10 protein-coding genes are annotated in these 13789 nt (G+C 72.2%); 2 read left to right on the top strand and 8 right to left on the bottom strand.

The window, feature by feature from the left end; translation table 11 throughout:
* Positions 1-5: 5 nt before the first annotated feature.
* A complete protein-coding gene (locus H0X95_RS07145) occupies positions 6-398 on the top strand; it encodes an OsmC family protein (protein WP_111442300.1) in 393 nt (130 codons plus the stop codon).
* Between the two features lie 32 nt (positions 399-430).
* Entirely contained in the window at positions 431-1315 is an 885-nt protein-coding gene (locus tag H0X95_RS07140) for a pirin family protein (RefSeq protein WP_112750285.1), read from the top strand.
* A 55-nt stretch (positions 1316-1370) separates the two neighbouring features.
* Here the strand turns inward: H0X95_RS07140 and H0X95_RS07135 are convergent, their stop codons facing one another.
* From H0X95_RS07135 to bcsZ, 8 genes are read right to left on the bottom strand one after another with little or no spacing between them, the layout of a single operon-like run.
* On the bottom strand, positions 1371-1568 hold the full coding sequence (locus H0X95_RS07135) for a hypothetical protein (RefSeq protein WP_006482672.1): 198 nt from the start codon (positions 1566-1568) through the stop codon (positions 1371-1373).
* The gene (gene bcsG, locus H0X95_RS07130) at positions 1550-3106 is read right to left on the bottom strand and encodes a cellulose biosynthesis protein BcsG (protein ID WP_196445991.1); all 1557 of its coding nucleotides are present in this window, start codon (positions 3104-3106) and stop codon (positions 1550-1552) included. Before bcsG ends, H0X95_RS07135 begins: the two co-directional genes overlap by 19 nt.
* Positions 3107-3133: 27 nt before the next feature.
* Positions 3134-5671 carry a UDP-forming cellulose synthase catalytic subunit gene (bcsA, locus tag H0X95_RS07125; protein ID WP_196445990.1) on the bottom strand — a complete coding sequence of 846 codons (2538 nt, stop codon included), beginning with the start codon at positions 5669-5671 and terminating at the stop codon, positions 3134-3136.
* Positions 5668-6447, bottom strand: a complete 780-nt coding sequence (gene bcsQ / locus H0X95_RS07120) for a cellulose biosynthesis protein BcsQ (protein ID WP_196445989.1) — start codon at positions 6445-6447, stop codon at positions 5668-5670. The genes bcsA and bcsQ overlap by 4 nt, the downstream gene beginning before the upstream one ends.
* Entirely contained in the window at positions 6444-6677 is a 234-nt protein-coding gene (locus tag H0X95_RS07115) for a hypothetical protein (protein ID WP_012492530.1), read from the bottom strand. Before H0X95_RS07115 ends, bcsQ begins: the two co-directional genes overlap by 4 nt.
* On the bottom strand, positions 6674-8653 hold the full coding sequence (bcsE, locus tag H0X95_RS07110; protein WP_196445988.1) for a cellulose biosynthesis protein BcsE: 1980 nt from the start codon (positions 8651-8653) through the stop codon (positions 6674-6676). Before bcsE ends, H0X95_RS07115 begins: the two co-directional genes overlap by 4 nt.
* Before the next feature lie 16 nt (positions 8654-8669).
* On the bottom strand, positions 8670-12575 hold the full coding sequence (locus H0X95_RS07105) for a cellulose synthase subunit BcsC-related outer membrane protein (RefSeq protein ID WP_196445987.1): 3906 nt from the start codon (positions 12573-12575) through the stop codon (positions 8670-8672).
* On the bottom strand, positions 12560-13789 hold the full coding sequence (gene bcsZ, locus H0X95_RS07100; protein WP_034195702.1) for a cellulose synthase complex periplasmic endoglucanase BcsZ: 1230 nt from the start codon (positions 13787-13789) through the stop codon (positions 12560-12562). Before bcsZ ends, H0X95_RS07105 begins: the two co-directional genes overlap by 16 nt.

The raw sequence follows: 13789 nt of genomic DNA, 5'->3' as shown, positions 1-13789 counted from the left end.
CCGCAATGAGCGAACTGTCCGTCGAAGCGAGCATCGGCTCGGTCGATTACCTCGTCCACTTCACCGACGGCGTCCATCAGTGGCGCGCCGACGAACCCGCGTCGCTCGGCGGCGGCGATGCGGCGCCGACGCCCGTCGCGCTGCTGCTGTCGAGCCTCGGTGCCTGCACCGCGATCACGCTGAAGATGTATGCGCAACGAAAGGGCTGGCCGCTCGCCGAAGTGCACGTGAAGCTCGCGCACGAATCGGGCAGCGCAGGCAGCACGATCGTGCGCCGCATCACGCTCGACGGCGACCTGACCGACGAGCAGCGCGAACGCCTGCTGCAGATCGCGAACGCGTGCCCGGTCCACAAGATCCTCACGCATCCGATCGCGATCGACACGGCGATCGCCTGATCGCTGCCCGCCACCGTCACGAGATTCCCGTCATGTCCGCCTCGATCAAGACCCTGCTCACGCCGCGCGAAAGCGACATCGGCAACCTCGTCGTGCGCCGCGTGCTGCCCGCGCGCGCCGCGCGCCTCGTCGGCCCGTTCATCTTCTTCGACGAAATGGGGCCCGCGGTGCTGCCGGCCGGCCGCGGCATCGACGTGCTGCCGCATCCGCACATCGGGCTCGCGACCGTCACCTACCTGTTCGACGGCTCGCTGATGCATCACGACAGCCTCGGCTTCCGGCAGAAGATCGTGCCGGGCGACGTGAACTGGATGACGGCCGGCCGCGGCATCGTGCATTCGGAGCGCTCGCCCGACGAGGATCGGCCGCGCGAGCAGCCGGTACACGGCATCCAGACCTGGGTCGCGCTGCCGGTCGAGCATGAAGACACCGCGCCCGCGTTCGTCCACCACGCGGCCGACACGCTGCCGTCGTTCACGCGCGACGGCGCGACCGTGCGCGTGATCGCGGGCACCGCGTTCGGACTCGCGTCGCCGGTCGCCGTGTTCTCGCCCACGCTTTATGCGGTTGCGGAATTCGCGTCGGGCGGGCAGCTCGCGCTCGATGCGGAGCACGACGAACGCGGCGTATATCTCGTCGACGGCGACCTCACCGTCGACGGCACGCCGCTCGCCCCGGCGACGATGGCCGTGCTCGAACCGGGCGCGACCGTCGCGCTCGCGAGCGCGCACGGCGCACGCGCGATGCTGCTCGGCGGCGCCCACCTGCCGGGCGAGCGGTTCATCGAATGGAATTTCGTGTCGAGCGAACGCGCGAAGATCGACGCGGCGCGTGCCGCATGGGCCGATCAGACGTTCGGCAAGGTGCAGGGCGAAGAAGGCGAATGGACGCGCCAGCCGGAACGCCGAACGCAGTAAGCGGCGCGCCCCGCCCCACCGACGACGGCCGGCCGCCACGCCGGCCGTCGTGCGTTTACCGCTTCAGTCCCATCAGCTTCGCGAGCGTCGGCCAGCGATCGAGCGACGCATCGAACGCGCGGCGCGCCTGTTCGTCTACATAGCGTTCGGGATCGAGCGCGGGCAGATGCCGCGCGAGGCCGATCACGTCGTTCGGTTGCGACAGGCGCTCGTCGTCGCCTTCGCCGGCGATCGTTACTGTTCGTCGATCCATACGCCATCCGGAGTTTTCACCGCGTAACCTGCGGCCGTCTGCATCGTCACCGTGCCCTCGTTCTCGCCGATCATCCGCGTGCGCGGCAAATCGGCCGCGTATTGCGCGAGCGTCGCGCCCGGCTTGAACGGGCTGTTCGACACGAGGTTCGACAGCAACTGCGCGAGCGCGAGGAAGCTGGTCGGCTGCTCGATCACGGTCGTCGCGCCGTGGTTGCCGGCGAAGCCGACGAGCCGCACGCCGACCGGCCCGTGCACGATGCGCGGCGTCGGAATCTCGCGCAGGCCCGCGACCTGGTTCTTGTCGCCGCGCAACGCGGCGCCGTGCTCGGGCACGAACACGATCACCGCGCGGCGGCCCGATTGCGCGATCAGGTCGGCGAGACGATCGAAATCGGTCATCATTTTCGTCGCGCGCTGCGGATACGAGTCGATGCTCGTCAGCGCGCTGCCGACGACGCGGTTGCCGTCGTGCAGGCTGATCGTGTTGTAGTACAGCGCGACCGGCCCCGGCACCGCCGCACGCTGCGCGTACCAGTTCGCGAGCGTCGCGTAGTCGTCCTTGATCGCCGAGCCGTCGAACGCGTGCATCGCGACGGGCGCGGCCGCGTTCGAGATCATCGGCGCATCGGCCACGCCGATGTTGTCGTGGATCACCTGCAGGAAGTTGTCGAAATGGCCGTCGTGGTTCAGCAGCGACTGCACGGTGTAGCCGGCGCCCGCCAGTTGCGAGAACAGGTGGCACTGCGGCGGCGCGCTCTTGTACAGGTCCGCATGCGCCTCCTGCCCGCAGCTCGCGCGCAGCACGCGGATCGCCGCCGGGCCGCTGTAGCTCGCGGCCGTGCTGAAGTTCGTGAACAGGTAGTCGAAGTGGCTCAGCATCGGGTGGTTGCGCACCTTCGCCGCATCGAGGTCGTCCCACGACAGCGAGCAGATGTGCAACACGATCACGTCGAACTGCGCGGCCGGATCGCTGCCGAGATGGCCGAACGCGACCTGCCGCTGCGACTCCTGCGCGCGGAACGTCGCGAGCGCCGCGTTGTGGTCCTCGGGCTGGTCGACGCGCGTGGCGCCCGCCACGTTCGCCTGCGGCTGGGCCGGCGCGACGACGCGCGCCATCAGCCCGCTGCCGGCCTGCCACAGCGGCATCACGATCAGCACGGCCAGCACGAACGTCGCGACGCGCAGCCAGCGATTGACGATGAAATAGACGATCAGCACGCCGACGATCGTCAGCGCCAGCACCGGCGGCAACAGACGCGGCAGCAGTTCCATCCAGTAGTCGAGGCGGAACGTGCTGACTTCGCGCGCGGCCTCCGCGAGACGAGCGAGCGGCGGCGCATGCAGCTCGCGCGCGAGCAGCGGCACCGCGATCGCGATCGCCACGACCTGCCGGACGATGCGCCACGCACGCGCGCGCAGCGGCGCGCTCGCCGCCAGCGCCACCGCGAATGCGAGGTTCGCGAGCCAGAACGGCTGCAGGTGCCCGGTCGCGAACAGCGCGAACTTCAGGATGAAATACAGATTCCAGAACGTCATCTAACCCACTCCATGATGCGCGCCGCGTCAGTCGCGCGCGCGATCGAGCTTCGGCGCGAGCATCGTCTGCACGCCGCGCGCCGCACCCTTCCACATTCGTACGTAACCGTCCAGCCCGATCCGCAGCACTTCCTTGAGCCCGCCGAGCGGCGTGTCGGGCCGCGCGCCTTCATGCCAGTCGAGCCACGCATCGGCGCGGCCGAACGTGCATTGCACGAGCTGGCGTTCCTGTTCGAGCGTCAGTTCGTCGAAGCTCACGCCGACATGGGTCGACGTCACGCGCGTCACGCGCACCGGGAACGGGAACGCGCGGTCGCCGCGCGTCACGCACACCGTCAGCGTGTCGCCGACGGCGAGCGGCAGCCCGGGCACCGCTTCGAGCCCGAGGCCGCCGGTCGAGTAGTCGCTCGTGAAGCACGCGGCGGTCGAGCCGTCGGCGAGCAGCAGCATCGCCGGCACGCGCATCGCGATCCGGTGCGTGACGCGCACCTGCCTGGTCTCGCGCGCGACGGCCAGCGCCGCGCCGAGCATCGCGAGGTTGTACACGGTCCAGCCGAGCGTGATCAGGATCGTCGACGCCTCGTCGCCCTGGTCGGCCACGAGCCGCCACAGGCCGGCGGCGATCGCGAGCACGTTCAGCGCGAACAGCACGAGATACGGCTTCGACGTCGACCAGTCGACGTAGCCTTCGTCGATCTTGCCGCCCTTGTCGGTCACGTTGAACTTGCCGTGCTTCGGGCTGAAGAACGCGACGGTGGTCGGCAGCGCGATGTACCACGCGAGCACCGATTCGTAGACCTCGGCCCAGAACGAATGCCGGTAGCGGCCCTGCATCCGCGAGTTCGCGATGTTCGCAAGCACGAGATACGGGATCACGTAGCTGGCGAGCGCCAGCGACGACGCGTTGATGAAGTACAGGTGGAAGAACAGGTACGCGAGCGGGATCGTCAGGAACACCAGCCGCGGAATCCCGTAGAAGAAATGCAGCATCGCGTTGCCGTAGCAGATCCGCTGGATCAGGCCGAGCCCGCGCCCGAGGAACGGGTTGTCGATGCGGAAGATCTGCGCCATCCCGCGCGCCCAGCGCGTGCGCTGCTTCACGTGGCCCGCGAGGCTTTCGGTCGCGAGGCCGGCCGCCTGCACGGTCGGCAGGTACGCCGACGTATAGCCGCGCCGGTGCAGCTTGAGCGCCGTATGCGCATCCTCGGTCACGGTCTCGACCGCGACGCCGCCGACCTCCTCCAGCGCGCTGCGCTTGAGCACCGCGCACGAGCCGCAGAAGAACGTCGCGTTCCACAGGTCGTTGCCGGACTGCACGAGGCCGTAGAACAGGTTGCCTTCGTTCGGGATCTCGCGGAACGTGCCGAGGTTGCGCTCGAACGGATCGGGCGAGAAGAAATGGTGCGGCGTCTGCACGAGCGCGCACTTCGGGTCGCGCAGGAACACGCCCATCGTCGTCTGCAGGAACGAGCGCGTCGGCACGTGATCGCAGTCGAAGATCGCGATGTACTCGCCGCGCGTCTTCGGCAGTGCGCGGTTGATGTTGCCGGCCTTCGCGTGAAGGTTGTCGTCGCGCGTCAGGTAATCGATGCCGGCCTCGGCCGCGAATGCCGCGAATTCCGGACGGCGGCCGTCGTCGAGCAGGTATACGCGCAGTTTCGCGCTCGGCCAGTCGATGCTCTGCGCGGCGAACACGGTCGGCTTCACGACCGACAGCGGCTCGTTGTAGGTCGGGATATAGACGTCGACGGTCGGCCAGTTGTCCGGATCGTCGGGCAGCGGCACGATCGGCCGGTCGAGCGGCCACGCGGTCTGCACGAAGCCGAGCAGCAGGATCATCCACGTATAGGCTTCGGCGCCATACAGCAGGTAACCGGCGACGGCTTCGACCGGGCTGCGGAAGTCGAGCGTCTGGGTCGTGCGCCACCACACGTAGCGCACCGCCGCGAGCAGCGCGAGCGACGCGAGCGCAAGGGTCGGCAAATGGCCCGGCAGGCGGCGCAGCGCGAGCGCGAGCACCGCGACGATCGCGAAGAACGCGAACTGCGCGCCGGGCATCAGCGGCGACATCCCGGCCGCGGCCCACAGCACCGCGCCGGCCACCAGCAGCAGCGGCGCGAGCCAGCGGCGCCGGCCGACGCCGTTCGCGCGCGCATCGAGCCAGCCGCCCCAGCGCGCCCACGGCAGACGCTCGAGCATCGCGTTGATGCGCCGGCCGAGCGCGCGCCCGGCCACGTAGACGGGCACCACGAACGTGTCGAACCACGCGAGCGGATCGCGCGCGGGACGGCCGTCGGCCACGCGCGGCGCGCGCACGATCGCGCGCCACAGCCATTCGCGCACGCTGAGCGGCTGCAGCACGCCCCAGTCGTGCGCGAGCCGCAGGAACGCGACACGCACCCAGCGGCGTACGTGATCGGGCCGGCCAGGCGGCGGCGCGTGGAAAAACAGCCGCACGAGCCAGTCCACCCGCGTGCGTTCCGCCGGCAGCCCGATGCCGCGCGCGCACCAGTCGGCCACGCGCCGGCCGAACGCACGCAGTCGCGCGCCGAACGCGGCCTTCATCGCCCCGCTCCGGTATGGCCCGCGACGGCCGCCGCGAGCCACGTGTCGACCCAGTTCGCGACGCCGTTCAGGTCGTGCGACGCCTGCGAATACGGCGCGTCGTCGAAGATCCAGCTGCCGCGCGCGAGCGCCTCGGGCACGGCCGCGTCGACGTGGATGCGCTGCTCGAGCATCGACGCCGGCCCCGCGACCGCACGCAGCATCGCCAGCGCGTCGCGCTGCATGTCGCGCGCCGGGTTCAGCCGGTTCACGACGATCTGCAGTTCGCCGCGGCCGGCCCGCAACGCGCCGAGCCGCGCGGCCGTCGTCGCGCACGCGACCGGCTCCGGCGGCACGACGACGAGCGTCAGGTCCGCGCAACGGATCGCCTGCGCGGCCTGCGGCGACGGATAACGGGCGGTGTCGACCAGCACGACGCCATCGGCCGGCAGCGCGATCTCGTCGAGCGCGCGCGGCAGCCACGCCGGATCGGCCACGAGCCGCGCATCGCACGCGGCGGCCTCCGCCGCATCGACTTGCCCGTACGGCACGAACAGCACGCCGTCTGCGTTGCGCCACGTGTGCGCGTGCCACGGTTCGGCGCCGCCCAGCAGGCTGTGCGCGAGACCGTGTTCGGCCAGCGTATCGACGCCGAGCGTCGCGCCCATCAGGTTCTGTGCATCGAATTCGACGGCGACGACCGGCCGGCCGCGGCGCGCGAGCAGTACCGCGAGCGCGGCGGCGAGCGTCGTGCGGCCCGCGCCGCCCGTCGTCGAGGTGAGGGCGATCGTTTTCATCGTGGCGCCTTGCTGTCGCGCTCGTTGAGTTCGCCGCCTTCGTTGCCGGCGCCCGGCAGCAGGCGGCCGCGCAGCGCGACCGGCACGAGTGCGCACGGCACCGCGTCGCGGCGGTCGATGCCGCGCGGCGCGTGGAAGCCGCGGCCGACGCCGAGGTGCTGCGCGACGATCCATACCGGCACCGCGATCACGATACCGACGATGAAGCCGATGACGAGTTCGGCGATCATGCGTCCTCCTGCTTGCGCAGCGGCATCGCGCTGCGGACGGCGCCGCGCGCACGCGCGGCGGGAATGACGGGGTCCGGCGTCGACGCGACGCCGGCCTCGACGGCGGCGGGCGTGGCCTGCTGCGGCACGCCCATCGCGTCGAGCACGACCAGGGTATCGATCGCGTCGATCGCGGCGCTCACCTCGCTCGCGTCGGGCAACGCCGCACCGGGCTCGGCGGGCGCGGTCGATGCGCGCGCGGCGCCCGCCGGCTGCGGCGCCGCGAACAGGTCGCTGTAGTCGGCGATCGGCGCGCGCCGGTTCGCGGCCTTCAGCGTCTCGAGCTCGGTATCGATGCTGCCCTGCCCGAGGCACACGACGCGGTCGGACAGCGTATCGACCGGCACGTCGAAAATCCGCGCGAGCGCATCGTCGGCGTCGACCGGCTCGCACGCGAACAGGAACACGAACAGGTGCGCCGCATCGGCCGTCACGACGTCGCCCGCGCGACGCGGCCGGCAGTGCCGCAACGCATCGACGTGCGACACGCCCGGCAACAGCGTGAGCTTCGCGAGCGTATGCGGCAGCGCGAGCACCGCGCCGCGATCGAGCACCGCGCGAATCCGCTGGCAGAACGCGCCGACCGGCAGATAGCCGAGCACCGAATCGCCGAGCGCGGCCGCGAGCGCCGCGCGATAGTCGGCCGCGACGGGCCGCGCGTAGAGCTGGCCGCGCAGCGCATGCACGGCGGCCTGCATCCGCGAGACGGGCAAGTCGCGCGCGACGACCCGGTTCGCGCCGACGCTCAGCACGAGCACCTCGAACTGGTGGCGCAGCACCTCGCCGCGCTCGACGACCGCGATCTTCAGCGCGCCGCCGCACTGCCGGCGCAGCGCGTGCACGTCCGCGCACAGCGCTTCGAGTTGCGCATGCGAGCGGAACACGAGTACCGCGGTCGCGGCCTGCGCGCTCGCGCACGCGGCGACGACGGCCGCATTGTCGTCGACGATCTCCCAGCCGTCCGGCACGCGGCTCGCGCCGTCGACCACCGCGCGGCTGACCACCACGCGATCCTCGTCACTCGCGAGCTTCATCCGGCGCGCCGGTTCGGTCGCGCCGCCGTCGACGCTCGCCGACAGCCGGCCGCTCGGCGCGAAGCGCAGCGGCCGCACCTCGCCGGCCGCGAGCGTGTCGCCCGCGCGCCAGAAATCGACGATCCACAGCAGCTCGCCATGCGTGCGCTGCAACTGCGCGACGCCCGAGCAGATGCCGTGAAAGCCGCTACGCGGCGTGCGATCGGCATCGCGCACGAGCGGCGCATCGTCGGCGCGCGCGTCGCCGCCCGCGCGGGTCGCTTCGGGGTCGAGCAGCAGCACGAGCGCGATCCGGCGCGTGCGGCACCAGTCGGCCAGCGCGTGCGCTTCGTCCGCGAGCGCGACCGGATCGTCCCAGCTGAACCAGCGCTGCGCGCCTTCGACGAAATACAGCGAACGGGCATGCAGCCCGTAGCGCTTCATCGCGCGCAAGCCGCCGGTCAGCCGCGCGAACGGGCCCGGTGCCGCGCGACGCGGCGTGCCGCCGGCCGCACCGGCATCCACACCGTCGTCGGCCGGCCCGGCCGCCGGCGGCATCGCCAATACGTTCAGGTTGCGCGGCCAGCCGGCCGGCTGCGCGCCGCCCGCGAAGCCGAGCGAGGCCATCTGCGCGGCGACGCGCGCCGGATCGCGCGCCAGCACGACCGTGACGTCGCGCGTGCGCGCCTGGCGCGCGCTTTCCCACACGAGCGCATCGCAGCCCGGCGTGCCGGCGGCCGCGTAGATCGCATACAGGCCGCCGGCTTCCAGTTGCGTCCAGGTATCGGGCAGGCCGTCGATCGCGAGCCGGCTCAACGCGCCGGCGCGGCCGCCCGCCAGCCCCATGCGCAACGACGCGCGCAGGCGATCGACCAGGCTGGTGGCGCCGGGCGCGAGGCGGATGGCATCGAATTCCGTAGTCACGGCGTTCCCCTAGTCCCTAGTAATCCGAATAAAGCCGCACCGGCGTCGGCGTGACGAGCCAGCTGCGCGGCGCGCGCGCATCGAACGCATAGCGCAGGTACACGAGCGCCGAGCTCGGCGCATAGTCGTGCGACCGGTCGATGTGCAACTGCGCGCCGACGCTCAGGTGCGGGTTCACGCGATACTCGACGATGCCGTTCACGCCGTAAGAAAACGACACGCCGCGCGTCGAGCTGCCCGCATAGACGAACCCGGCCGCCACCTGCGCGGCGCGCTGGTCCGAGAACGTCGGGTAATACAGCGAATCCTTTTCGTAGCTGTTCGAGATCCCGCCGGTAACGGTCAGGTCCCACGACAGCGCATCGCGCCGCCCCGCCCATTCGATCGGCACGCCGAGCGACAGGTAGCGCTGCGGGCTGTAGTAGCCGCCCTGCCCGTACGTGTAGTAACGCAGGTTCTGCGCGTAGTGCCACGCATTGCCGACGAGCCCCGTGCTGAGCTTCATCGTCGCGCGCTCGTACACGGGCACCGTGAAGCCGGTGCGCAGCGTGACTTCCGCGTTGCGTTCGACGTTGCGGCCGGACAGCACGCCCGCGCCGAGCTCCGCGAACAGGTTCGTGCGGCCGACGTCGACCGACGCACGCAGGTTCACGCCGTCGCGGCGCACGCCGCCCCACACCGCGCCGGTCCACGGGTCGCGCATCCCCGCGTACGACAGCACGCTGCTCGTTTCCGGCCTTCGCGACGCATTCACCGAGAAGCTCGCGGGGCCCGCGTCGAAGCGATAGCGCACGCCGCCGACCAGGTAATGCACGGGGAAGCCGAGCGGCGACGTGCCGAGATCGACGCGCCACGCGTCCGACAGATAGCCGGCGCCGAGCGCGACGCCCGTCGTCGACTGGTGCAGCGAACCCGGCGGATTCGCGAGCAGCGCGGCGGCCGGCTGATTCAGCTGGAATGGCGGCGGCAACCCGTTTTGCGCGCGGAGCGCCGCGTAGGTGCCGAACGTCTTCAGCGAATAGGCGTCCGGATTGCTCGTGTCGAGCGTGCCCGGGTCGAGATGCACGGTGTCGATCTGCGCGAACACGTGCCCGTCGTAACGGACCGGCATCTGCATATAGATCGGCACCTGCTGCGCGCGATACGACGAGATGCCTTCGTCGCCCGATTTGTACGCGGGTATCCAGCCGGTCTCGATCTCGGGATTGCGCCGCTGCTGCAGATCCGCGAACGCGGCCTGCGCGGGCGTCAACCCGTCGCGGCCCGGGCTCACGCCCGTCGCGCGCTCCTGCGACTGCGACAGCCGGTACAGCGACGCCGCGTCGTCATAGCGCCCCTGCGCCTCGGCCACGCGTCCGGCCGCGACCGTCACGTCGGCGCGCGCCGGATACGCGGCCTGCAGCCGGTCGGTGACCTGCGCGGCTTCGTCCGGGCGGCGCAGCGCGTTCAGGCGGCGCACGGCCGACAGTTGCGTGTCGACGTCGTCGTCCGGCGTGCGCGCCAGCACGGCCTGCACGCGCGCGCGTGCGGCGGCACGGTTGCCGCTGTCCTCGTCGATTCTGGCGAGCGCGAGCTGCACATCGGCATCGTCCGGCGTGCGCGCCACGACCGGCGCGAGCGCATCGCGCGCGGCATCGTAATGGCCCTGCGCGCGTTCGAGATCGGCGAGTTCGAGCGCGTAACGCTTGTCCGCCCGGCCGGCCGGGCTCGCGCGGTCGAGCAGCGTGCGCGCCTGTGCGTAGTCCTGTCGCGCGATCGCGTCGTCGGTCTGCCGCAGCACGAGCCGCAGCGACTGATCCTCGAGCCGCGCGGTCTGCGCGGGCGTCAGCGACGAGTCGCGGCGCAGCGTGTCGAGCCACGCGGCGAGTGCGTCGTCGCGCCCCGCGCGGCCGAGCAGGTCGCCGTAGCGCAGCCGCACGTCCGCGTCGGCTTCGCGCGGATGCGCGGCGATCCAGTCGCGCAGCGGCGCGAGGCCGCGCTCGGGTTCGCCCGCGTCGATCCACTGCGCGCCGATCGCGGCGAGCATGTCGGGATCGTCCGGTGCGCTCGCCTGCGCGTGCGCGAGCGTGGCGGCAAATGCCGCGCGGTCGCCGCGTGCATGCGCGCTGCGTGCGTCGGCCAGCGCGCTTTCGGCATCGAGCTTGCGCGCCAGTGCGCGCATCCCGTCCGAACGGTGCGCGTCGTCGACCGGCGCCAACACGGCTTGAGCGCCCGCGACATCGTCGAGCGAGTTGCGGTACAGCGCGTTCGCGTAGCGCATCTCGGGCGTATCGCGCTGCGCGAGCCCGTCGTCCATCACCGTGCGGCCGAGCTGCGGCAGCCCCATGTCGCGATAGAGGCGCGCGAGCGCGAAGCGCGTCCACGGCGCGTCGGGCGCCGCGCGCACGGCCGCCTCGTAGCGCTGCGCGGCCGGCCCGCGTGCGCCCTTGTCGGCCAGCGCGCGCGCCTCGTTCGCGAGCAGGTCGCCGCGCAGGCCGTCGAGCGCGCGGCGATCGTCGGCGCCCGTCACGCGCCCTTGGAGCGCGTCGAGCAACGGGCCGATCCGGTCCGCGCGGCCGGTGTTTTCGTACAGCGTGGCCGTGTCGCGCACGGCCGACAGGCTCGGCGAACGCGCGGCCAGCAAGCCGCGCAGCAACGGCTCCGCCTGCGCCCAGTCGCGCTGCGCGAGCAGCGCATCGGCGAGCTGCAACTTCGCGTCCGGGTTGTCCGGCTGCATCGCGAGCGCCGCCCGCGCGGCGCGCTCGGCCTCCTTCGGGCGCCCCGCACTGGCCGCTTCACGGCCTTGGGCGAGCACCCCCCAGAACTGCGCGGTACGCGCGAGGCTTTGCCATTTGCCGCGCTGGTCGGTCGCACGCGTCGCGGCCCGCGCGAACAGCACGCGCGCTTCGTCGTGCCGCCCCTCGCGCAGCCGCAGCAGGCCGAGCCCGCCCAGCGCATCGGCGTCGTCCGCCCGCGCCCGCGCGGCGCGCGCGAGCAGCGGATCGGCGGCGGCCAGATCGCCGCGCGCGAGTGCCTGCAGCCCGCGCTGTTGCGCGATGTAGTCGGGATCGCGTTCGAGCCGGCGCCGCGCGTCGCGCTGCCGATCGAGGCCGGCGGCGCGGTCGCGGAATTCGGTGTCGTCCGGCGCGAGCGCGAGATACGCGTGCAGCGCGTCGAGATACGCGGGATCGCTGCCGGCCGATTGCAGCACGCGCCGCCACAGCGCCATCGCTTCCGTGTGGTCCGCGTCGTTGCGCTGCGCGAGCGACGCGGCGATCCGGTTCGCTTCCGCGCGCGTGTCGTCGCGCTGGTTCAACAGCCGCGCGAGCGCGACCGATGCGCTCGTGTCGCCCGGATCGGCCGCGATCGCGCGGCGCAGTGCGGCGATCGCCGGCTCACGCCCGCCCGGCGCATTGGACACGATCTGGTAATACTCGGCGCCGAGCGCGCCCGCCGGTGCGCCGTTCGGAAACAGCGCGACGATCCGCCGTGCCGCCTCGTCGGCACGGCCGCTGCGCGCGAGCAGCCGAATCTGCGCCATCTCGCCGCGCCCGCTCGTCGCGACCCGGTATTCGTCGGCCACCCGCCGCGTGGCCGGCACATTCGGCGACTGCGCCTGCAGCCGCGCCAGCGACGCCTGCGCGCCTTTCGCATCGCCCAACCGCAGCAGCACGCGCACCTGTTCGGCCAGCAGCTCGGGATCCCCCGGCGCAATCAGCAGGCCCTTGCGCAGCGCATCGCGCGCGAGATCGTCGCGATGCTTGATGCCCCACATCCGCGCGGTGTCGAGTTCGCGCCGCGCATCGGCGGCGGCCGAGGTCGACGGTGTCGCCGAAGTCGCGGAGTTCGCGATCGCCGGGCCCGACGCCGCCGCGCACACCGACGACGCGAGCCATGCGAATCCCGCGACGTGCGGCGCGGCGCACTTCAGCGGGCGGCGCACGAACGGTCTCCCCAGCGGGTGTCGAGCGTGCCGTCCGCCCCGAACCGGTAGCGGCCGTCGCGCCAGCCGAGGCCGAACAGCGTCAGCACGCTGGTGTAGTAGCCGGGCGCCGACTGGCGCGCGAGCGTATCGACGCGGGCCGCCTGTGCATCCGCGAGCGCGTGCTGGCCGCGCGCGTCGAGAAACGGCACGGCCGCCGCGGAGAAGCCGCCGTTGCCGTCGTTCGGCCCCGCGACGCCCGTCGTCGTATCGACCCGCTCCGGCGGCGCGCCGTGCGCGGCGATGGCATCGGCGAACGGCGCGAACTTCGCGAGCAGCGGCGCGGCGAGCGGATCGGCACGGTCGAGCATGCCGGCCCACAGGTACACGCGGATCGCGTTGTACGCGCTCTGCGCATGCGTGTCCGGATCGGGCCCGAAACCCTTGCCCGCGCGATACAGCGCCCAGTCCGGCGAGAACCCCTTCGGCGCGGTGTCGAGCAGCACGCGCCCGGTACTGGACGCCAGCGCGGCCCAGCGACGGTCGTCGGGCAGCCGCGCGCCGAGCGCGCGAATCACCTGCGGCGGCGAATAGCTCGGGTTCACGCGCCATTGGCCGTCGGCCAGCTTGAACCCGGTCGGCCCCGGCAGCAGCGTGAGGCCGAGGCCCGGCACGGTCGCCGTCTCGGCGTCGAGCACGCGCTTCGCGAGCAGCGCGCCGCGGGCCGTATAGCTGCGCTCGCGCCACAGCCGTCCGGCCTCGACGAGTGCATACGCGATCCACAGGTCGGCGTCCGACGCAGGGTTCGCGTCGAGCACGCGCCACGCGCCGTCGGGCGCGCGGCCCCACAGCCACGCAGGCAGGTGCGCGCTCAGGTCGCCCTGCGCGAGGTTGTTCTCGGTCCATGCGAGGATCGTGTCGAACATGCGCCGGTCGTTCGCGACCAGCGCGAAGAACAGTCCATACGCCTGCCCCTCCGATACCGTGCGCGAATCGGCCGAGCCGACGTCGATCACGCGGCCGTCGGCCGAGATGAAATCGCGCTTGAACGCGTCCCAGCGCGGCCACGCCACGCTGCATCCGGCGCCGGCCGCGTCGGCCGCGCCAGTCCCGGCGGCGTGCGCGCGCGTGGCCATGCCGGCCGCCGCGCACGTCACCGCCAGCGCCAGCGCGAACGTCGCGCCGACACGCCGCGCCGGCCGCGTTGCCCGTCGCTTCGTCATTGCCCGCGCCAT

It is taken from the genome of Burkholderia sp. 9779_493 (assembly GCF_015712215.1).
Lineage (GTDB): Bacteria > Pseudomonadota > Gammaproteobacteria > Burkholderiales > Burkholderiaceae > Burkholderia > Burkholderia cenocepacia.
This window is presented reverse-complemented; position numbering and strand designations above follow the sequence as displayed.